The 20,925-nt window shown below is 71.5% G+C and carries 16 protein-coding genes; 5 read left to right on the top strand and 11 right to left on the bottom strand.

Annotation, left to right across the window (positions count from 1 at the left end; translation table 11 throughout):
- Positions 1 to 3: 3 nt before the first annotated feature.
- The 7 genes from ACFQLX_RS09360 to ACFQLX_RS09330 form a co-directional block, all read right to left on the bottom strand.
- Positions 4 to 1,068 (bottom strand): substrate-binding domain-containing protein, encoded by a 1,065-nt coding sequence (locus ACFQLX_RS09360; protein WP_386413801.1) that lies wholly within the window; start codon positions 1,066 to 1,068, stop codon positions 4 to 6.
- A 170-nt stretch (positions 1,069 to 1,238) separates the two neighbouring features.
- On the bottom strand, positions 1,239 to 2,438 hold the full coding sequence (locus ACFQLX_RS09355; RefSeq protein ID WP_386413800.1) for an ROK family transcriptional regulator: 1,200 nt from the start codon (positions 2,436 to 2,438) through the stop codon (positions 1,239 to 1,241).
- A gap of 287 nt (positions 2,439 to 2,725) precedes the next feature.
- On the bottom strand, positions 2,726 to 3,601 hold the full coding sequence (locus ACFQLX_RS09350; RefSeq protein ID WP_386413722.1) for a carbohydrate ABC transporter permease: 876 nt from the start codon (positions 3,599 to 3,601) through the stop codon (positions 2,726 to 2,728).
- Positions 3,598 to 4,656 (bottom strand): carbohydrate ABC transporter permease, encoded by a 1,059-nt coding sequence (locus ACFQLX_RS09345; protein ID WP_386413720.1) that lies wholly within the window; start codon positions 4,654 to 4,656, stop codon positions 3,598 to 3,600. Before ACFQLX_RS09345 ends, ACFQLX_RS09350 begins: the two co-directional genes overlap by 4 nt.
- Before the next feature lie 7 nt (positions 4,657 to 4,663).
- Positions 4,664 to 5,995: an N-acetylglucosamine/diacetylchitobiose ABC transporter substrate-binding protein gene (ngcE, locus tag ACFQLX_RS09340; RefSeq protein ID WP_386413719.1), complete on the bottom strand. Its 1,332-nt coding sequence runs from the start codon at positions 5,993 to 5,995 to the stop codon at positions 4,664 to 4,666.
- An 897-nt stretch (positions 5,996 to 6,892) separates the two neighbouring features.
- Positions 6,893 to 9,607 (bottom strand): aconitate hydratase AcnA, encoded by a 2,715-nt coding sequence (acnA, locus tag ACFQLX_RS09335; protein WP_386413718.1) that lies wholly within the window; start codon positions 9,605 to 9,607, stop codon positions 6,893 to 6,895.
- A 175-nt stretch (positions 9,608 to 9,782) separates the two neighbouring features.
- Entirely contained in the window at positions 9,783 to 10,181 is a 399-nt protein-coding gene (locus ACFQLX_RS09330; RefSeq protein ID WP_386413716.1) for a RidA family protein, read from the bottom strand.
- Positions 10,182 to 10,345: 164 nt separating this feature from the next.
- Between ACFQLX_RS09330 and ACFQLX_RS09325 the strand changes: the two genes are divergently transcribed.
- Together ACFQLX_RS09325 and ACFQLX_RS09320 are read left to right on the top strand one after the other, a co-directional pair.
- Complete coding sequence (locus ACFQLX_RS09325; protein WP_386413715.1) at positions 10,346 to 10,852, top strand: SigE family RNA polymerase sigma factor; 507 nt, start codon at positions 10,346 to 10,348, stop codon at positions 10,850 to 10,852.
- Between the two features lie 3 nt (positions 10,853 to 10,855).
- Entirely contained in the window at positions 10,856 to 11,797 is a 942-nt protein-coding gene (locus ACFQLX_RS09320) for a hypothetical protein (protein ID WP_386413714.1), read from the top strand.
- A gap of 8 nt (positions 11,798 to 11,805) precedes the next feature.
- Here the strand turns inward: ACFQLX_RS09320 and ACFQLX_RS09315 are convergent, their stop codons facing one another.
- Positions 11,806 to 12,936 (bottom strand): acyl-CoA dehydrogenase family protein, encoded by a 1,131-nt coding sequence (locus tag ACFQLX_RS09315; protein WP_386413712.1) that lies wholly within the window; start codon positions 12,934 to 12,936, stop codon positions 11,806 to 11,808.
- A gap of 279 nt (positions 12,937 to 13,215) precedes the next feature.
- Between ACFQLX_RS09315 and ACFQLX_RS09310 the strand changes: the two genes are divergently transcribed.
- Together ACFQLX_RS09310 and ACFQLX_RS09305 are read left to right on the top strand one after the other, a co-directional pair.
- The gene (locus tag ACFQLX_RS09310) at positions 13,216 to 14,865 is read left to right on the top strand and encodes an AMP-binding protein (protein WP_386413711.1); all 1,650 of its coding nucleotides are present in this window, start codon (positions 13,216 to 13,218) and stop codon (positions 14,863 to 14,865) included.
- A gap of 9 nt (positions 14,866 to 14,874) precedes the next feature.
- Positions 14,875 to 15,684 carry a PaaX family transcriptional regulator gene (locus ACFQLX_RS09305; RefSeq protein ID WP_386413709.1) on the top strand — a complete coding sequence of 270 codons (810 nt, stop codon included), beginning with the start codon at positions 14,875 to 14,877 and terminating at the stop codon, positions 15,682 to 15,684.
- Here the strand turns inward: ACFQLX_RS09305 and ACFQLX_RS09300 are convergent.
- Together ACFQLX_RS09300 and ACFQLX_RS09295 are read right to left on the bottom strand one after the other, a co-directional pair.
- Positions 15,674 to 17,935: a bifunctional salicylyl-CoA 5-hydroxylase/oxidoreductase gene (locus ACFQLX_RS09300; RefSeq protein WP_386413708.1), complete on the bottom strand. Its 2,262-nt coding sequence runs from the start codon at positions 17,933 to 17,935 to the stop codon at positions 15,674 to 15,676. The two genes, ACFQLX_RS09305 and ACFQLX_RS09300, sit on opposite strands and share 11 nt — an antisense overlap.
- 30 nt (positions 17,936 to 17,965) lie before the next feature.
- Positions 17,966 to 18,793, bottom strand: a complete 828-nt coding sequence (locus tag ACFQLX_RS09295) for an enoyl-CoA hydratase family protein (protein WP_386413706.1) — start codon at positions 18,791 to 18,793, stop codon at positions 17,966 to 17,968.
- 230 nt (positions 18,794 to 19,023) lie between these two features.
- On the opposite strand from ACFQLX_RS09295, the gene ACFQLX_RS09290 reads away from it, so the two are divergent.
- Positions 19,024 to 19,911 (top strand): peptidoglycan recognition protein family protein, encoded by an 888-nt coding sequence (locus ACFQLX_RS09290; protein ID WP_386413705.1) that lies wholly within the window; start codon positions 19,024 to 19,026, stop codon positions 19,909 to 19,911.
- Here the strand turns inward: ACFQLX_RS09290 and argF are convergent.
- Positions 19,880 to 20,878 carry an ornithine carbamoyltransferase gene (gene argF, locus ACFQLX_RS09285; protein WP_386413704.1) on the bottom strand — a complete coding sequence of 333 codons (999 nt, stop codon included), beginning with the start codon at positions 20,876 to 20,878 and terminating at the stop codon, positions 19,880 to 19,882. The genes ACFQLX_RS09290 and argF overlap by 32 nt on opposite strands.
- Between the last annotated feature and the right edge of the window lie 47 nt (positions 20,879 to 20,925).

Below are 20,925 nucleotides of genomic sequence, written 5' to 3'. Positions count from 1 at the left end.
GTGCTACTTCAGGCCGAGCTTGTCGCAGGCGGCCTTGTAGTCGGCGGTGCAGATGTCCGCGACCGTGTAGACGTTGTCCTTGATGACCGTGTCGGTGATGTTGTCCTTGGTCAGCGAGACAACCGGGATGATCTTGCTCGGGACGCCCTGGGTGGTGGGGCTGTCGACCTTCTCCGGGGCGATGGCGTCGAGCTTGTCGCCCTTGGCGAGCGCCACGGCCATCTCGGCGGCCACGACGGCCTCCTGGGCGTAGGGCTTGTAGACGCTCATGAACTGCTCGCCCGCGACGATGCGCTGCACGCCGGCCAGCTCGGCGTCCTGGCCGGTGACGGGGGGCAGCGTGTCGAAGCCGGCGCCCTTCAGGGCCTGGATGATGCCGCCGGCCATGCCGTCGTTGGCGGAGTAGACGCCGATGATCTTGTCCTTGCCCAGGGAGGTGATCGCCGACTCCATGTTGGAGTTGGCGTTCTCCGGCTTCCACTCCTTGGTGTCGAACTCCTTGCCGATGTTCACCTTGCCGTCGAGCTCGGCGTGCGCGCCCTTCTTGAAGAAGGCGGCGTTCGGGTCGGTGACCGCGCCGTTCATCATGACGATCTGGCCGTCCTTGGCCTTGTCGCCCAGGGCCTCCAGCAGGGCCTTGCCCTGGACGTGGCCGACCTGCTCGTTGTCGAAGGAGGTGTAGGCGGAGATCGGACCCTCGGCGAGGCGGTCGAAGGCGACGACCGGGATGCCGGCCTCCTTGGCCTTGGTCACCGAGCCGGCTATGGCCTTGGAGTCGACGGCGTCCAGGATGATCGCGTCGACCTTCTGCGTGATCATCGTGTCCATCTGCTGCGTCTGCAGCGAGGCGTCCTGCTTGGCGTTGACGTAGTTGACCTTGCCCTTGCCGCCGGTCAGCTCCTTGACCTTCGCCTCGATCAGCGGGCGGTCGGACTTCTCGTACCGCGCCGTCTGGTTCTCCGGCAGGAGCAGGCCGATGGTCAGCGAGTCGCCCTTCTTCTCGCCGCCCTTGTCCGCCTTGTCGCCGGACTCCTTGGCGCTGCCGCACGCGGCGAGGCCGACGGTCATCGAAACGGCGGCCAGACCGACGGCCGCGCGACGCAGATGCGTGTTCACGTGGGGAACCCTCCCTGACGGGGCCGCGTCGTTGCGGCCGAGGTGAGGAGAAGTCAACTCCGACACCCCGTTGACGTCAAGAAGTAAATCTTTAACGAGATGGCAACGATGGTTTGCGTTCTTTAGCCGAACGCGGACGGTTGCGCGGGGATGAATCCATCCAGGACGGACTTGTCGCCCATCTCGTTGAGTACGAGCGCCAGCGCCCCGAGGACCTCCGCCCGGTTGCCCAGCGCGCCGACCTCGATGCCCAACTGCCGTGCGGCGCTGGGGATCGCGTAGCGGGCGACGGAGTCGCGGATGGGGCCCAGCACCAGCTCCCCGGCCTCCGCCAGGTCGCCGCCCAGGACGACGCGGCTGGGGTTGAGGAGGTTGCACAGCGAGGCCACCCCGCTGCCGATGTGACGTCCGACATCCCCCACCACCCGGCGGCAGCCCGGGTCGCCCTCGCGGGCCAGGGCCACCATGCGCTCCACCGTCAGGTCGGGGCCGTGGCTGGCCTCCAGCAGCGGCAGTACGTAGCGGCCGGCGGTGAAGGTCTCCAGGCAGCCGCGGTTGCCGCAGCGGCAGACGGGCCCGGACTCGTCCAGGGTGATGTGGCCGATCTCCCCCGCCGTGCCGCCGGGGCCGCGGTAGACCTGGCCGTTGATCACCAGTCCGGCGCCGACGCCGCTGGCCACCTTGATGTACGCGAGGTCGCGCACCCCGCGCCCCGCCCCCCAGACCATCTCCCCCAGCGCGCCGAGGTTGGCGTCGTTGTCCACGTAGACCGGCATGCCCAGCCGGGCCGCCAGCTCCTCGCGCGGGTTGGTCCCGGCCCAGCCCGGCAGGATCGAGGTGGAGCCCAGCACGCCGGTGGCCACGTCGATCGGGCCGGGGACGCCCAGGCCGACGCCGACGATCTTCTCCGCCGGGGCGTCGGTGGCGGCGACCAGCCGCCTGACCAGGCGCTGCGCGCGGTCCAGGCCCTGCGCGGCGGAGGCGTCCACGTCGATCGGCTCGGACTCCTCGGCCAGGATCCGGTGGGCGAGGTCGCCGACGGCGACGCGCAGGTGGGTGTGGCCGAAGTCCACGCCGATCACGAGGCCGGCGTCGCCGCTGAGCGAGACGGCGCGGGCGCGCCGGCCGCCGGAGGAGGTCGGGTTGACGTCCACGGTGCCGCTGTCCTGCAGCTCGCGGACGATGTTGGAGACGGTGGCCGCGGAGAGCCCGGTGCCGCGGGCGATCTCGGCCTGGGTGAGCGAACCGGCCAGCCGTACGGCCCGTACCACCCGCTCCAGATTGGCCCGGTGCAGCGAGGACTGCGAACCCGGAGTCGCCACGGCCATCCACTCCCACCTCGAAGGCGGCAGCACGCCGGCCGCCGACCACCCGGCGCACGGCGCTGTGCCCGGACTTGTCTACAACTTGTGAAGTCTAGGCTCGGTGGACAGGGTTACCGGCGTCAAGGGGTTGATGAGACTGTGATCTGATCACCGCGCGCGCCCGGCCCGCACGAACGGCGCTCCGCGACGGCGCCCGGGGCACACGGGAAAACGGGGCCGCCCGCCCGGGTTAACAATCGTTAACCCGGGCGGGCGGCCCCGTCGGCAGGTCCCGGCGGCAGGTGTCAGCGGAAGGTGCCCTGCGACACCGAGCCGGCGATCCGGCGCTGGAAGACGACGTACACGGCCAGTACGGGCACCACCGTCACCACGATCGCCGCGAACAGCGCGCCGTAGTCGATGTCGTAGACCTGCGAGGAGGCGTAGGCGGCCATCCCCTGGGTCAGCACCCACTTGTCCTGGTCGGTGTTGAGCGCCACCGGCAGCAGGAACTGGTTCCACAGTCCCAGGAAGTTGAAGATCGCCACCGCGGCCAGACCCGGGCTCGCCATCGGCAGCATCACCTGGAAGAACGCCCGCCAGTCACCGGCGCCGTCGATCAGCGCCGCCTCGTACACGTCATGCGGCAGTGACCGGAAGAACGAGTAGAGGAAGAACATCGTGAACGGCAGCGCGAAGGCGACGTAGGTGAGGATCAGCCCCGGACGGGTGTTCAGCAGTCCCAGGTTCTGCAGCTGGAAGAACAGCGGCACGATCGCCAGGAAGCAGGGGAAGGTCAGTCCCGCCAGCATCGTGTAGTAGATCAGCCGGCGCCCGGGGAACTCGAACCTGGCCAGGATGTAGGCGCACATCGCGCCCAGCAGCATGACCAGGAACAGCGCGGAGACAACGACGATCACCGAGTTCAGGAAGTACTTCCCGATGTTCGCGTCGGTCCACGCGTTCGCGTAGTTCTCCACCCGCCAGCGCCCCGGCAGCGAGAACGGCGACGACAGGATCTCGCCGGTCGACTTGAACGACGACATCAGTACCCACAGCATGGGCACGATCACGATGACCGACCACATGATCAGCAGGACGTGCGAGATCGTCGCGAACCTGCGGTCGCTGTTCGCGGTGACCCTCGTCAGCTTCCGGTCGGTGGCTGTGGTGCTGCTCACTTCGCACCTCCCTTGGCTCCGGCACGCCGAGCCTTCAACCCACGCGCGTTCTCTTTCTCTTTGCCCTCGCCACCGCCGGTCAGGCGGTTGACGCCGAACACCAGCGCCGCGAACACCAGGGTGACGACGGCGAGTACGACACCCATGGCGGTGGCGTATCCGAACTGGCCCTGCCGGAAGGCGACGTTGAACAGCCGCTGGCTGATCGTCAGGGTCGAGTTGTTCGGGCCGCCGTTCGGCAGCAGTGCCTGGACGAAGACGAAGGCGTCCAGCGCGGCGATACCCAGGTAGATGTACGCCGTCTGCACGCTGTCGCGGATCGCCGGCAGGGTGATCGAGATCGTGGTACGGAACCGGCCGGCCCCGTCGATCTTGGCCGCCTCGTACAGCTCGGCGGGGACTCCCTTGATCGCGGCGATGAAGAGCACCGCGTAGAACCCGACGAGGCCCCAGACGAAGACGAACATCAGCGACGGCATCGCGGTCGCCTCTTCGCCCAGCCAGGAGAACGACTCGAAGTCGAACCCCAGCCTGGTGAGGAAGCCGTTCACCAGGCCGGCGTTCGGGTCGAACATCTGCGCCCAGATCAGGCCGACGATGATCGCCGGCACGACGTAGGGGAAGAACGAGACGATCCGGTAGAACGATGCTCCCCGGATCCCTCGGACCGGTCCCTTGCTGGGCCCGCCCAGGGTGATGGCCACCGCGACCCCGAGGGCGAGCGTCAACGTCACCAGCGGCACGAACGCCGCCAGCAGCGTGACGTTGCGCAACGCCTTCAGGAAGATGTCGTCCTCGAACATCTTGGTGAAGTTGTCCAGACCGACGAAGTTGTAGTCCGGGCTGAAGCCCCGCCAGTCCGTCATCCCCCAGTAGACCGCCTGGACGAACGGGATCAGGACGAAGGTCACGAAGACGGCCAGCGGGATGCCGAGGAACGCCAGGAAGAACGTCACCCGGTCGAAGGTCAGCTTGCGGCGCCGGGGCCGCCCGCCGCGAGCGGCCGGCACAGGCCGGCGGCTCGCGGCTTCAGGGGTCGTGATGGTCTCACTCATGGTGGGGCTAGCTGACCTTCAGCTTCTCGATGGAGTCGTCGTCGGCGACCTTGTCGGAGATCTTCTGCAGCGCCGCGGTCAGGCCCTTGGCGTCCAGGTCACCGGCGAGGAAGGAGTTCCACGGCACCAGCTGGTCGGTGTTCATGCCGTAGGCGCCGACGAAGTTCCAGGTGAAGATGTTCTCGCCCGCGGCCTCGAGCATCTTCGACTGGGCGACCAGGGCCGAGGAGCCGTAGCCGTCGGCGGGGACGGTGCCCTTGACGATCGTCGGGGCCAGCTTCGTCTTGGAGAAGTTGGCAGCCGCCTTCTCCGACAGCATGGCCCGCAGGACCTCCTTGCCGCCAGCCGCGTTCTTGGCCTTGGTGGGGACGATGAACGGCTCGCCCGCGGCCGCGTGCACCGCCTCGTAGGGCAGCTTCGAGTCGGCGGTGAGCGTCATGGACGGGACACCGGTCATCTGGAAGTCCGCCTTGGTGGCGTCCTTCATCTCGTTCTCGATCCAGCCACCGGTCGGGTAGAGGAGCGCCTTCTGGTCGTTGCTCCAGGACGCCTGCGCCTTCTGGAACTGGGTGCCGGAGCCGCCGGGCACGAACATGCCCTCCTTGACCATGGTCTCCATGACCTTGAGGACACCCTGGATGGCCGGGTGCGACCAGGCGTCCTTCTCCAGCTTCTCGAGGGCGAGGCGGACCTCGTCGCCGCCCTCCTTGATCGCCGACTCGATCAGCAGCGTCTGGTAGTAGGTCGCCGCCTCCTTGCCGTGGACGAAGAGGAACTTGCCCTTGGCCTTCGCCTTGCGGCCGAGCTCCAGCGCCTCGTCCCACGTCTTCGGCGGGGTCCAGCCGTTGGCCTCGAACAGCGTCTTGGAGTACCAGACGCCGTAGACCGTCATCACGTAGTTGAGCGCGACGAACTTGCCGTTGAACGTCCCGGGCTCCTTGACGCCGGCGTAGATCGTGTCAGCGATCTTCTTGCCCTCGTAGTTGTTGGCCTCCAGGACGTCGTCGAGCGGCTCCAGCTGGTCCAGGATGCTGAGGAAGCCGATCTGGTCCTCACCGGAGTTGTCGATGAGGTCCGGCGGGTTGCCGCCGACGAAGCGGGGCTGGAGCTCCGGGGCGATGTCGACGACCGGCTTGACCGCGACCTTGACGCCGGCGATCTGGCTGCCGATGACCTGGTTGGCGTAGTCGACGTAGTCGACGCCGTAGCCGCCGTCGAAGATGCACGCCTCGACCTTGGAGTTCTTGGCGACACCGAAGGGGTTCTTGGCCGAGGTCTCGCCCTTCGGGCCGCCCTTGCTGCCGCTGTCGTCGGAGGGAGAACCACACGCAGCCGCCATGGATGCCATGGCTGCCGTTGCGATCGCCCCGCGCAGGAACGTCCGCCTGTTAAGAGAGCCGTTACGAGTGGTCATCTCTGCATCCTCACTGATCGATTGGATCTTCATGGGTTTCGCTGCGTGTTCGGCTGTCAGGCCAGGTCGGGCGAGGTGCTTGCCGCGCTTCTCCGTGAGCGCGGCTTCGGGTGGATCTCCGTGTGAGATGGTGGCGGAGATGCGCACCCAGGGCGTTTCGCCGTCGTTTCGGAGCCGCTCAGCGGCCGATCGGTGCACACGAATTCAGAAAAGCGGGTGCCGGGGTCACGGCCGAAGCGCTGGTCGTGCTCATGATCAGATCGCGATGGTCTGTGCCGGGGGTGGATCCCATGCTCACGTCCTCACTCTCCACACGCCTCACCGCGATCAGCTCGGTACTGGATCTTGCCGGGTGGCACACCGGGGGACGACGCCGGCCGCTCGGCCCGCTTTCCACCCCCGGGTCGTCCAGCGCTCCGTGCGCCCTCAGACGCGATAGGTATAGTCCACTTGCCGCCAGGGGGGCAAGATCGAATACAGGTTTGGGCAGCAGTCTTTCCCGAGTTGAGACCTGGCGGAAATTCATCGGGATGTCCGGGCGTGGCCACCGGCCATCAGCGGCGTTGTGGCACGCGGGTGGACACAACGGATCTTTCTACGACCTTCGCGGCGTATCGCAGAGGCAGTCTCCCCCGTACGCGGGCGGGGAATGCACGGGGGTGCGGGGGCGGGTGAGGCCCCGGGGTCCCCGGCGTGCGCCGGGGAAGCACGTCGGGGCCGCCCCCTGGGATGGGGGCGGCCCCGAAGGCCGTCAGACGCGGCGGGTCCGGCTCGTACGGGACCCCTACGGGACTCGTACGGGAGCGGCCGGCGCCGTGGTGGCTACTTGCGGATCAGCGAGCGCAGCACGTACTGCATGATGCCGCCGTTGCGGTAGTAGTCCGCCTCGCCGGGGGTGTCGATGCGCACGACCGCGTCGAACTCCACGCCGGTGTCGGTGGTGACCTTCACCGTGCGCGGGATGACGCCCTCGTTCAGCTTCTCGACGCCGGTGAAGGAGAAGGCCTCCTCGCCGGTGAGGCCCAGGGCCTCGGCGGTGGCGCCCTCGGGGTACTGCAGCGGCAGCACGCCCATGCCGATCAGGTTCGAGCGGTGGATGCGCTCGTAGGACTCGGCGATGACGGCCTTGACGCCCAGCAGCGCGGTGCCCTTCGCGGCCCAGTCGCGCGAGGAGCCGGAGCCGTACTCCTTGCCCGCCAGGACGACCAGCGGGATGCCCTGGTCGATGTAGTTGCGCGAGGCGTCGTAGATGAAGGAGACCGGGGCGCCGTCGCGCGTGAAGTCGCGCGTGAAGCCGCCCTCGGTGCCGGCCGCGATCTGGTTGCGCAGCCGGATGTTGGCGAAGGTGCCGCGGATCATGACCTCGTGGTTGCCGCGGCGCGAGCCGTAGCTGTTGAAGTCGCGGCGCTCCACGCCGTGCTCCGTGAGGTACTTCCCCGCCGGGGTGTCGGCCTTGATCGCGCCGGCCGGGGAGATGTGGTCGGTGGTGACCGAGTCGCCCAGCTTGGCCAGCACGCGGGCGCCCGTGATGTCGCTGACCGGGGTCAGGTCCATCGTCATGCCCTCGAAGTACGGGGGCTTGCGCACGTAGGTGGACTGCGGGTCCCACTCGAAGGTGTTGCCGGTGGGGACCTGCAGGGCCTGCCACTGGGCGTCGCCGGCGAAGACGTCCGCGTAGGAGCTGGCGAACATCTCCTCGCCGATGGCGGAGGCGACGACCTGCTCGACCTCCTTCTCGGAGGGCCAGAGGTCCTTCAGGTAGACGGGGTTGCCGTCCTTGTCGATGCCCAGAGCGTCCTTGGTGATGTCCGTCTTCATCGTGCCGGCGATGGCGTATGCGACGACCAGCGGCGGGGACGCCAGGTAGTTCATCTTGACGTCCGGGTTGATCCGGCCCTCGAAGTTGCGGTTGCCGGAGAGGACGGAGACCACGGCGAGGTCGTGCTCGTTGACGGCCTTGGAGACCTCCTCCGGCAGCGGGCCGGAGTTGCCGATGCAGGTGGTGCAGCCGTAGCCGACGAGGTTGAAGCCCATCTTGTCGAGGTAGGGCGTCAGGCCCGCGCGGTCGTAGTAGTCCATGACGACCTTGGAGCCGGGCGCCAGGGTGGTCTTGACCCAGGGCTTGCTGGTCAGGCCCTTCTCCACCGCCTTCTTGGCCACCAGCGCGGCGGCGACCATGACGTACGGGTTGGAGGTGTTGGTGCACGAGGTGATCGCGGCGACCGTGACGGCGCCGTGGTCGATCTCGTACGTCGAGCCGTCGGGGGCCGTGACCGTGGTGACGCGGGTCGGCGTCGGGTCGGCGGGCGCCGGGGAGTCGGAGGCGGGGAAGGACTCCTCGCCGGCCTCGTCGGCGTCCGGGACGTAGTTGCGCACGTCCAGCTTGAACTGCTCGGCGGCGCCTGCCAGCACGATGCGGTCCTGCGGGCGCTTGGGGCCGGCGATGGAGGGGACGACCGTGGAGAGGTCCAGCTCCAGCTTCTCGGAGAAGTCCGGCTCGGCGGCCGGGTCCAGCCACAGGCCCTGCTCCTTGGCGTACGCCTCGACCAGCGCGAGCTGCTGGGGCGAACGGCCGGTCAGGCGCAGGTAGTTGATCGTCTCGTCGTCGATGGGGAACATCGCGGCGGTGGAGCCGAACTCCGGCGACATGTTGCCGATGGTGGCGCGGTTGGCCAGCGGGACCCGCGAGACGCCCTCGCCGTAGAACTCGACGAACTTGCCGACGACGCCGTGCTTGCGCAGCATCTCGGTGATGGTGAGCACCAGGTCGGTGGCGGTGGTGCCGGTGGGCAGCTCGCCGGTGAGCTTGAAGCCCACCACGCGCGGGATCAGCATGGAGACGGGCTGGCCGAGCATGGCCGCCTCGGCCTCGATGCCGCCGACGCCCCAGCCCAGCACGCCCAGGCCGTTGACCATGGTGGTGTGCGAGTCGGTGCCGACCAGGGTGTCGGGGTACGCCTTGCCGCCGCGGACCATCACGACGCGGGCCAGGTGCTCGATGTTGACCTGGTGGACGATGCCGGTGCCCGGGGGGACGACCTTGAACTCGTCGAAGGCGGTCTGGCCCCAGCGCAGGAACTGGTAGCGCTCCTTGTTGCGGCCGTACTCCAGCTCCACGTTCTGCTGGAAGGACTGCGGGGTGCCGAAGCGGTCGGCGATGACCGAGTGGTCGATGACCATCTCGGCGGGGGCCAGCGGGTTGATCTTCGCCGGGTCGCCGCCCAGCTCCTTGACGGCCTCGCGCATGGTGGCGAGGTCGACGACGCAGGGCACACCCGTGAAGTCCTGCATGATCACGCGGGCGGGCGTGAACTGGATCTCCTGGCTGGGCTGCGCCTGGGAGTCCCAGCCGCCCAGGGCGCGGATGTGGTCGGCGGTGATGTTGGCGCCGTCCTCCGTCCGCAGCAGGTTCTCCAGCAGCACCTTCAGGCTGTACGGGAGGCGGGCTGCGCCCTCCACCTTGTCCAGCCGGAAGATCTCGTACGACTCGTCACCCACCTGCAGCGTGCTGCGGGCGTCGAAGCTGTTCGCCGACACGACAGTCTCCTTCAGATTTCCTCAAGCGCGGTTCACCGCAATCCTGCCGCTCGGTCCCGTGCGGGGCGAGTGCGGGGGCGCCCTTCGGCAAGTATCTCGATGTCGAGATAAACACTACTCCATGGGTGCGGGGGTGTGGGGGCCGGGCCCTGCCCGGATTCCGGGGCGCTTCCGGCTACGGCAGCACCGCGATGCCGTCCAGTTCCACGAGGGCCTCCTCGTCCCACAGGCGGGTGACCCCGATCAGGGCCATCGCCGGGTAGGTGCCGCCGGCGCGGCGGTGCCAGATGCGGCCCAGCTCCTCGGCGTGGGCGCGGTAGTCCGCGGGATCGGTGGCGTAGATCGTCACACGGGTGAGGTGGGAGGGGTCGCCGTCCGCCGCGGCCAGGGCGGTGAGGAGGTTGCGCAGGGCCTGCTCGAACTGGACCGGGAGGGTGTCCCCGGCGATCCGGCCCTGCTGGTCCAGCGCCGTCTGCCCGGCAAGGAACACGAGCGTGCCACCGGTCGCGGTCACGGCGTGACTGAAGCCGGAGGGCTTGGCAAGGGAGAGGGGGTTGATGCGGTGGACGGTCACGGGCGGGGGCTCCGTTTCGACGGCGGGCGGGGGGTCCGGCGGGAGGTCAGGGGTGGGGCTGGGGCTGGGCGATGACACAAACGTAGTCTCGGCGCGTCCTAGGGGTGGACAGGCTGACCGGGGCGCACAGCGGGTCGGCGCGGTGACGGACGGGGGAGCTCTCGATGGCGGGACGGCACGAGGAGTTCGAGGCGTACGCCACCCTGCGCGGCCCGCACCTCTTCCGCACGGCGCTGCTGCTGACGGGCGGGGACTGGCATCAGGCGGAGGACCTGGTGCAGACGGCGCTGGCGAAGGTGTACGCCTCCTGGCTGCGGGTGCGCGGTGCCGACAACCGGGACGCGTACGTCCGCACCGTGCTGGTACGGACGCACATCTCCGCCAAGCGGCGGCGGCAGAGCGACGAGCTGCCGGTTTCCGTACTGCCGGACGGCGCCGGGACGACGTCCGATCCCGCGCTGCGGGTGGCACTGCTCCAAGCGCTGGGCCGGCTGCCGCCGAAGGACCGGGCGGTGCTCGTCCTGCGGTACTGGGAGGACCGCAGCGTCGAGCAGACGGCGGCGGAGCTGGGGCTGCGGCCCGGCACGGTGCGCAATCGGGCCAGCGGGGCGCTGCGACGACTGCGCGAGTTGCTCGCCGCTGAACGCGACACTCTGACGACGGGGAGTTGAACGATGGACACGAACGACGCGGTGGACGTGGCAGCTGCGGAAGAACGGGATGTCGCGGACGAGTTGAACGCGGCCGTCGCGGATGTACGACCGGACACCCGGGCGCTCGTCGCGGGCGCGGTGCGGCGGGGCGGACGGATCCGCCGGCGTCGGTGGGCACTGGGCGGCACCGCGGTGGGCGCCGTGATGTGCGCCTCGATGGCTGTGACGGTCTTCGGCGCGTACCTGCCGACCACGACCCTCGCCGGAGGGGAGCCGTTCACACCGCGGGAGGCGGTCCGCGAGGGGGCGGTCACGATCCCCGAGGTGTGGAAGCTGCCGAGGCGCCAGACGGCACCGCCGGGCATGGCGGCGCTCACCGGGCGTGCGACGGTCGACATCCTGCGGGACCTGCTGCCGGGGCGGCCGGAGACCTCCGGGTACACCGGCCAGGACAGCTGGCCCAAGGAGGGGGGGATTCCGGTGCAGACCTTCGGGAAGCTGAAGGTGGGCGGGGAACTCACCGGCCGCACGGTGCAGATCAATGTGCAGAGCCTGATGTTCAGTGCGAGTAAGCCCGCCGAACTGCGGGAGTTTTACAACTGCGCCCGGGAGTCGTACCGCAAGAAGGTGGAGAACTGCACGGTCTCCAACCTCCCGGACGGATCGGTGCTGTTGGTGGTGGAGTGGCACGAGGGGCTGCTCATCAGCAGGAGTGTCGACCTGCTGCGCCCGGACGGGACGCGGGTGGTCGCCTCGACGGTCAACGGCGACGACCCTGAGAAGGGGCCCGTGACCGGTGTCAAGCCGCCGCTCGGGCTGGCAGACCTCTACCGGGTCGTGGTGAGCCCTCGATGGCAGGCGTACGTCGATCCGGAGGTGGTCGAGGAGGCGAGGGCCCTGTCCCCGTTCGACGACCGGTCGCAGGACTCCTCCGACGCGGTTTCCACCGACGAAGGGCGCTAGCCCTGCGCTCACCGGTACAGCTCGCGGGCGATGATTTCGTACTGGATCTCTGTTGCGCCCTCGTAGATGCGGGGGGCGCGGACCTCGCGGTAGAGGTGTTCCAGGAGGTGGCCCTGTTGGAGGGCTCGGGCGCCGTGGAGTTGGACTGCTGCGTCTACCACCCACTGCGCTGTTTCCGTGGCGAGCAGTTTTGCCATCGCCGCGCGTTTTACCAGGTCCGGGGCGGTTTTGTCGTACGCGCAGGCCGCCGCGTAGACCAGGAGGCGCGCTGCCTCCACGCGCGTGGCCATCTCCGCCAGGCGGTGGGCCACCGACTGCAGGTCGCGCAGTCGGGCGCCGAACGCCTCGCGTTCGTCCGCCCACGCCAGGGAGGCGTCCAGGGCGGCCTGGGCCATGCCGACGGCGAAGGCGCCGACGCTGGGGCGGAAGAGGGTCAGGGTGCGCATCGCGACGGCGAAGCCGTGGTCCGCCTCGCCCAGGACGTCGCCGGGGCCGACGGGGACGCCGTCGAAGCGCAGGGTGCCGATCGGGTGCGGGGAGAGCATCCGCAGCGGCTCGCCGCTCAGGCCGGGGCGGTCGGCCGGTACGAGGAACGCCGTGACGCTCCGGGAGCCGGCGCCCGGGGTCGTACGGGCGAAGACGGTGGAGAGGTCGGCGGCCGGGGCGTTGGAGATCCACGTCTTCTCCCCCGTCAGGCGCCAGCCGCCCGCGCCGTCGGGGTCGGCGCGCAGGGCGAGCGCCGCGGCGTCGGAGCCGGCGTCGGGCTCGCTCAGCGCGAAGGCCGCGACCGCGCGCCCGGCGCGCACCTCCGGCAGCCAGCGCGCCCGCTGCTCCTGCGTGCCGTCGAGGGCGATCGGGCCGGCGCCCAGGCCCTGGAGCGCGAGGGCCGTCTCCGCCCCGGTGCACTCGCGGGCCAGGGACTCGCGCAGGAGGCACAGGTCCAGGGCGCGCACGGGCGGGCCGTCGAGCGGGAACACCCGCTCCAGCAGGCCGAGTCGGCCGAGTTCGGCGACGAGGGGGCGGTTCACTTCCCCCGCGGCGCCCGCCGCCGCCAGGGGGCGCAGCCGCTCGGCGGCCAGCGTGCGCAGCCGCGCGCACCAGCGCTGCTCCTCGGGGCTCAGCTCGTACGCCTCGGGCATCGGTGGGCCTCCCCGGCTCGGTGGGTCGCGTAGGGGTGTTCCGAGTCCTCCCGTGGAGGAAGGAGCGGCGTCCGGTGCGGTGCCTCGCAAGGCGCCGGGAAGTCCGTGCGGCGGAGCCACCGGGGCTTTTCGGCAACGCGGCGAGGCGCCGTGCCGGACGCCGCGGGAGGACCCGGAACACCCCCCGATACGCAGGCTATCGCGCACTGTTGACTGCCGTCACGAGGACGCTACGCTCGAAGCGGTTCTGCAGGCGCACCCCCGGGAGGCGCAACCGCGATGCAGCTGAGACCGTCCGCCCACGCCGACACCTTCGCCCGCGACCACCTGCCGCCGCCCGAGCAGTGGCCCCGACTCCTCTTCGACCTGCCCGAGTTGCGCTACCCCGACCGCCTCAACTGCGGCGCCGAGCTGCTGGACCGCACCGTCGAGCGCCACGGCGCCGCCCGTCCCGCGCTGCGCGACGGGCACGGGCAGGTGTGGTCGTACGGGCGGCTGCGGAGCGAGGTGGACCGCATCGCCCACACCCTCGTCCGCGACCTCGGCGTCGTCCCCGGCAACCGGGTGCTGCTGCGCGGCCCGACGACGCTGTGGCTGGCGGCCTGCTGGCTGGCGGTGATGAAGGCGGGCGCGATCGCCGTCACGGTGCTGGCGCAGCAGCGGGCGCACGAGCTGCGGACGATGTGCGCGATCGCCGAGGTCTCGCACGCGCTGTGCGACGTGCGCGCGGTGGACGAGCTGGCGAAGGCGGAGGTGCCGGGACTGGCGGTGACGGTCTTCGGCGGGGAGGCACCGGACGACCTGCTGCGGCTCGCGGCCGGGCGGCCGCAGTCGTTCACCCCGGTGGAGACCTCCGCGGACGACGTGGCGCTGATCGCCTTCACCTCGGGGACGACCGGGCGGCCCAAGGGGTGCGTGCACTTCCACCGCGACGTGCTGGCCATCGCGGACACCTTCGCCGCGCACGTGCTGCGGCCCACCGCCGAGGACGTCTTCGCGGGCAGCCCGCCGCTGGGCTTCACCTTCGGGCTCGGCGGGGTGCTGGTCTTCCCGCTGCGGGTGGGCGCCTCGGCGCTGCTGCTGGAGCAGGCCGGCCCCGACGCGCTGCTGCCGGCGCTGGCGGAGCACGGGGTGAGTGTGCTGTTCACGGCGCCGACGGCCTACCGGGCGATGCTGGGCAGGCTCGCCTCGTACGATCTGAGCCGCCTGCGGCGCTGCGTGTCGGCCGGGGAGAACCTGCCGGAGGCGACCTGGCGGGAGTGGTACGCGGCGACGGGGCTGCGGATCATCAACGGCATCGGGGCGACGGAGCTGCTGCACATCTTCGTCTCGGCCGCGGACGAGGCGATCCGGCCGGGCACGACGGGGCTGCCCGTGCCGGGGTACGAGGCGTGCGTGCTGGGGCCGGACCTGCGGCAGGTGCCGGACGGGGAGCCGGGGCTGCTCGCGGTGCGCGGGCCGACGGGGTGCCGCTACCTCTCCGACGAGCGGCAGCGCGAGTACGTGCGCGGCGGCTGGAACATCACGGGCGACACCTACGTCCGCGAGCCCGACGGCTACTTCCGCTACGTCGCCCGCGCCGACGACATGATCATCTCGGCTGGCTGCAACATCGCCGGCCCCGAGGTCGAGGAGGCGCTGCTGCGCCACCCGGCCGTGGCGGAGGCGGCGGTGGTGGGGCGGCCGGACGCCGATCGCGGGCAGGTCGTGGTGGCGCACGTGGTGGCGCGCGAGGCGGAGGCGGGGGCTCGACTGGAGCGCGAGCTGCTGGAGTTCGTACGCGCGGAGCTGACGCCGTACAAGTGCCCGCGCGAGATCGTCTTCGCGCCGTCGCTGCCGCGGACGCCGACGGGGAAGCTGCGGCGGTTCGTGCTGCGGGAGCGGGAAGAGGGGCGGGCGGAAGGGTCCGGCTCCGCGGCCGATCGATAGAATGATCGAGTGGCAGAACAGCGCACTCCGCGATCCCTCATCGTCACCTTCTACGGGGCGTACGGGCGCGAGGCGGGCGGCGACGAGGGGTTGCCGGTCGCCTCGCTCATCCGGCTGCTCGGCGCCGTCGGCGTGGACGCGCCGGCGGTGCGCTCGGCGGTGTCTCGACTGAAGCGGCGCGGCTTCCTCGTCGCGGACGGCTCGCGCTACCGGCTCTCCGACTCCGCGCGGGTGATGCTGGCCGACGGCGACCGGCGGATATACGAGCGCCCGGCGCTCAAGGACGACGGCGAGTGGCTGCTGGCGGTCTTCTCGGTGCCGGAGCAGGAGCGCGGCAAGCGGCACCTGCTGCGCTCGCGGCTGGCGCGGCTGGGCTTCGGGCAGGCGTCGCCGGGGGTGTGGATCGCGCCCTCGCAGGTGTACGAGGAGACGCGGCACACCCTGCTGCGGCTGGAACTGACGCCGTACGTCGAGCTGTTCCGGGGTCTGCACGAGGGCTTCACGCCGACGGTGGAGGCTGTGGCGCGGTGGTGGGACCTGCCGTCGATCGCGGGGCTGCACCGGGGGTTCCTGGCCTCGCAGGAGCCGGTACTGGCGCGGTGGTCCGCGAAGGGGACCCAGGGCGCCCGCGAGGCGTACCGCGACTACCTCCTGGCAGTGGACGCCTACCGCCAACTCCCCTACGCGGATCCGGGGTTGCCCGGCTCCCTGCTGCCGGACGACTGGCCGGGCGCCCGCTCGGCGGAGGTCTTCGCCTCCCTGCACGCGCGGCTGCGGGAGCGCGGCGCGGCGCACGCGGCGGAGCTGCTCACAGCGTGAGCCGGGGTTTGGGCGCGTCCGTACGGCCGGTGGGGGGCGTGCGCGAGCCCGCGCGGTACGGGAGGGGCCAGGGCGCCGCCGGGCCCGTGTAGCCCTGCTCCGCCGCCGCGTGCAGGGTCCAGTGGGGGTCGTAGAGGTGGGGGCGGGCCAGGGCGCACAGGTCTGTTCGGCCTGCCAGGAGCAGGGAGTTGACGTCGTCCCAGGAGGAGATCGCGCCCACCGCGATCACCGGGACGCCCGCCTCCGCGCGGATGCGCTCCGCGTAGGGGGTCTGGTAGGAGCGGCCGTACCGGGGGCGTTCGTCCGCGACGACCTGGCCCGTCGAGACGTCGACGGCGTCCGCGCCGTGGGCGGCGAGGGCGCGGGCGATCTCCACCGCGTCGTCCGCCGTGGTGCCGCCGCGCGCCCAGTCCGTGGCCGAGATGCGGACCGTGAGCGGGCGCTCGGGCGGCCACGCGGCCCGTACCGCGTCGAGGACCTCCAGCGGGAAGCGCAGGCGGGCGGCGAGGCCGCCGCCGTAGGCGTCGGTGCGGTGGTTGGTCAGCGGGGAGAGGAAGGAGGACAGGAGGTAGCCGTGGGCGCAGTGCAGCTCCAGCAGGTCGAAGCCGGCGCGGGCGGCGCGCCGGGTGGCCTCCGCGAACTGGCCCCGTACGCCCGCCAGTTCGACGGCGGTGAGGGCGTGGGGGGTCTGGCTGCCGGGGCGGTAGGGCAGCGGGGAGGGCGCCAGCAGCGGCCAGTTGCCCGCGGGCAGCGGTTCGTCCATGCCCTCCCACATCGGCTTCGTGGAGCCCTTGCGGCCCGCGTGCCCGAGCTGCACGCCCAGGGCCGTGCCGGGCGCCGAGGCGTGGACGAAGTCGGCGATCCGCCGCCAGGCCGCCTCCTGTTCGCCGTTCCACAGGCCCGTGCAGCCGGGCGTGATGCGGCCCTCGGGGCTGACGCAGACCATCTCCGTCATCACCAGCCCCGCCCCGCCCAGCGCCCGCGCGCCGAGGTGGACGAGATGGAAGTCGCCGGGCAGCCCGTCGACGGCGGAGTACATGTCCATCGGTGAGCACACCACGCGGTTGCGCAGGGTCAGCCCGCGCAGCCGCAGCGGGGTGAACATCGGCGGGGTGTCCGGCGGGATGCCGGCCTCGGCCTCGACCGCGCCGACGAACTCCGGGTCGCGCAGCCGCAGGTTGCCGTGGGTGATGCGGCGGCTGCGGGTGAGCAGGTTGAAGGCGAGGCGGTACGGGGGCTGGTCGACATGGCGACGAAGCTCCTCGAACCACTCCCGGCTCGCCTGCGCCGCCCGCTGCGTGGAGGCGACGACGGGGCGCCGCTCGGCCTCGTACGCCGCCAACGCCTCGGGGAGGGAGGGGTGTTCGCCCAGGCAGGCGGCCAGGGCGAGGGCGTCCTCCACCGCGAGTTTCGTCCCCGAGCCGACGGAGAAGTGCGCGGTGTGGGCGGCGTCGCCGAGCAGCACGGTGTTGCCGGCAGACCAGCGCTCGCAGACCACCGTGCGAAAGGCGGTCCACTGCGAGCGGTTGCCGGTGAGGGGGCGGCCGTCCAGCGCGCCGGCGAAGAGCTTGGCGCAGCGCTCGGCGGACTCCTCCTCACCCAGTCCGGCCAGGCCCATGCGGCGCCAGACCTCCTCGCGCAGCTCGACGATCACCGTGGAGGCGTCGGGCGCGTAGGGGTAGCCGTGCAGCTGCGCCACGCCGTGCTCGGTCTCGGCGATCTCGAAGCGGAAGGCGTCCAGGGCGAAGGGGGCGGAGAGCCAGATGTAGCGGCAGCGGTGCTCCTCGATCCGGGGGCGCAGCACCTCGGCGTACGCGGCGCGGGTGGCGCTGTGCGCACCGTCGGCGGCGATCACCAGGTCGTGCGTGGCGGCGAGGGCGGCGGCGGGCGGGGCCTGGGCGCCGAAGCGCAGCTCCACGCCCAACTCGCGGCAGCGCTCGTGGAGTACGGCGAGCAGCCGGCGCCGGCTCAGCGCGGCGAAGCCGTGGCCGGTGGAGCGCAGGGTGCGGCCCCGGTGGACGAGGTCGATGCCGTCCCAGCGGACGAACTGCGCACGCAGCGCCGCGTAGACCTGCGGGTCGGCGTGCTCGATGCCGCCGAGGGTCTCGTCGGAGAGGACGACGCCGAAGCCGAAGGTGTCCTCGGGCGCGTTGCGCTCGTAGACGGTGATCTGCCGGGCGGGGCCCAGGCGTTGGAGCAGGGCGGCGGCGTAGAGGCCGCCGGGTCCGCCGCCGATGACGGCCACGCGCATCGCGTCACACCATCCTTAGACCGGCCGGTCTTACCGGCCCCGCCACTTCGGGGGTCGCTTCTCCGTGAACGCGGCGTGGAACTCGGTGTAGTCGGCACTGTTCATCAGCAGGGCCTGCGTCGCGGCGTCCAGCTCCACGGCGGCGGCCAGCGGCATGTCCAGCTCCGCCGTGAGCAGCGCCTTGGTCTGGGCGTGGGCGAGCGCGGGGCCGTCGGCGAGGCGGCGGGCGAGCTGCTGGGCGGCCTCGTCCGCGCCGCCCTCCTGCGTCAACTGGCTGATCAGACCGATGCGTTCGGCCTCGTCCGCCCCCACTTCCTCCCCCAGCATCAGCAGCCGGGTGGCGTGGCCCAGGCCCACGACGCGGGGCAGCAGGTAGGCCGCGCCCATGTCGCCGCCGCTGAGGCCGACGCGGGTGAAGAGGAAGGCGAAGCGCGCGGTGGGGTCCGCGACGCGGAAGTCGGCGGCGAGGGCGAGGACCGCGCCGGCGCCGGCGGCCACGCCGTGCACGGCGGCGACCACCGGGAAGGGGGCCTCGCGGACGGCCCGTACGACCTGGCCCGTCATCCGGTTGAAGTCGAGCAGCCCGGCGGTGTCCAGGGCGAGCGTGGCGCCGATGATCTCGTCCACGTCGCCGCCGGAGCAGAAGCCGCGCCCCTCCCCCGCCAGCACCAGCGCGCGCACCCCGCCGCTGCGGGCCAGCTGGGCCAGGAGGTCGCGCAGGTCGGCGTAGGCGCCGAAGGTGAGGGCGTTGAGCTTGGCCGGGCGGTCGAGCGTGACGGTGACGACGCCGTCCTCGGCGGCGACCCGCAGGTGCTCCCAGTTCTCGGTGTTCGCGGCGGATCCGGTGAACGGGCTCATGACACGAAGCTATCACCGCTTGGTGACTGTCGTCACGGGTACGCGATAAGCCGATGCCGCGCCGGTGTGCCCCGAGTGGCCCAGTCCGCCGCGCCAGGAGCGGCCGTGGACATGACCGTTGGAGGATGCGTGACTTCTGGAGAGTCCGGGGGATAACCGGGGCCCGCCTGCGAGGCGGGCTCCACGGGTTGCCCGCCTGGGCGAGACGGCGGCGCGGGCACGCCGTCCTCGTGGCGCTGGGCACGGCCCTCGCGCTGGCCGGGGTCTGCGCGCTGCTGCTGCCGGGCTCCGCCGCCGAGCGCTCCGGGCCGCGGCCGTCGGCCAAGCTGCCGGCCGCCCTCTTCTACACCGCCGCCCGGCCGGTGGTCCTCCCGCGCTCGCGCTGGATCCGCGACGCGGCCCGCGACCGGCCGCCCGCCCGCTACTCGGCCCGGGTGGGCGCGGTCTTCGTCCACCACACCGACTCGCCCAACGGCTACGACTGCGCCGACGCCCCGCGCATCATCCGCTCCCTGTACGCCGGCCAGACCGGCAACCGCGGCTGGGACGACGTGGGCTACAACTTCCTCGTCGACCGCTGCGGCACCATCTACGAGGGCCGCGCGGGCGGCACCGACCGGCCGGTGGTCGGCGCCCACGCCCTGGGCTTCAACCGCGGCACGACCGGTATCGCCGCGCTGGGCACCTTCACCGCCGGGAACCCGGTGCCGGCCGCCATGGAGCGGTCCATCGCGGCCCTCGCCGCCTGGAAGCTCGGCATGTCGCACACCGACCCCCGCGCGCGCGTGCGCCTCGTCTCCACCAGCGACGAGAGCCTCTACCCCGCCGGCACCCCCGTCACGCTGCCCGCCGTCGCGGGCCACGACCAGGGCTTCGGCACCAGCTGTCCGGGCAAGGCGCTCTCGGCGCGGCTCCCGGCGATCCGGCGGGCGGCGGCCCGGCTGCAGGGGCGCACCGCGCAGGCGCTGCCGCCGTACAGCAGGCCCGCGGTGATGGCCGCCCCGGCGCCGGGGCGGGTGGCGGGGCCGCGCGAGGAGCGCGGGAGCACCGTCCGCTTCCCGTACCCGGGCCTGGCTCCGCAGCCGCTCAGGCGAGGGTGGCGACCAGCAGGGCCTTGATCGTGTGCATGCGGTTCTCCGCCTCGTCGAAGACCACCGAGTGCTCCGACTCGAAGACCTCGTCGCTGACCTCCAGGTACTCCAGCCCGTGCCGCTCGTGGATCTCGCGGGCGACCGAGGTGCCCAGGTCGTGGAAGGCCGGCAGGCAGTGCAGGAAGCGCACGGCGGGATTTCCCGTGGCGCGCAGGACGTCCATGGTCACGGCGTACGGGGCCAGGGCGGCGATGCGCTCGTCCCAGACCTCCTTGGGCTCGCCCATCGACACCCACACGTCGGTGGCGAGGAAGTCGGCGCCCGCCACGCCCTCCTCGACGCTCTCGGTGAGGGTCAGGCGCGCGCCGGTGCTCTCGGCGATCCGGCGCGCGGCGGCGGCGACCTCCTGCGCCGGCCAGTACGCGCGGGGGGCGACCAGGCGTACGTCCATGCCGAGCAGCGCGCCGGTGACCAGGTAGGAGTTGCCCATGTTGAAGCGGGCGTCGCCGAGGTAGGCGAGGGTCTGCTCCGCCAGCGGCCGGGGGCAGTGCTCGGTCATGGTGAGGACGTCGGCGAGCGTCTGGGTGGGGTGCCAGTCGTCGGTGAGGCCGTTGTAGACCGGCACCCCGGAGTGCGCGGCCAGCTCCTCGGCCGTCGACTGCGCGGCGCCCCGGAACTCGATCGCGTCGAAGAGGCGCCCCAGCACGCGGGCGGTGTCCTTGACGGACTCCTTGCTGCCCAGGTGGGAGCCGGCCGGGTCGAGGTAGACGGTGGCGGCGCCCTGGTCGGCGGCGGCCACCTCGAAGGAGCAGCGGGTGCGGGTGGAGTTCTTCTCGAAGAGGAGCGCGATGGTGCGGCCGGTGAGCAGCCGCTCCTCGGTGCCGGCCGCCTTGGCCGCCTTCAACCGCGCGGCCAGGGCGACCAGTTCGCGCAGCTCGTCGCCGGTGTGGTCCAGCTCCTTCACGTAGCTGCGACCGGTGAGGTCCAGTGCCATGGGCGGGCTCCCGCGTACTCGGTCCGATGCGTTTGATTATGCGTAAG

The sequence above is a fragment of the Streptomyces polyrhachis genome (assembly GCF_042663125.1).
Taxonomy (GTDB): domain Bacteria; phylum Actinomycetota; class Actinomycetes; order Streptomycetales; family Streptomycetaceae; genus Streptomyces; species Streptomyces polyrhachii.
This window is presented reverse-complemented; position numbering and strand designations above follow the sequence as displayed.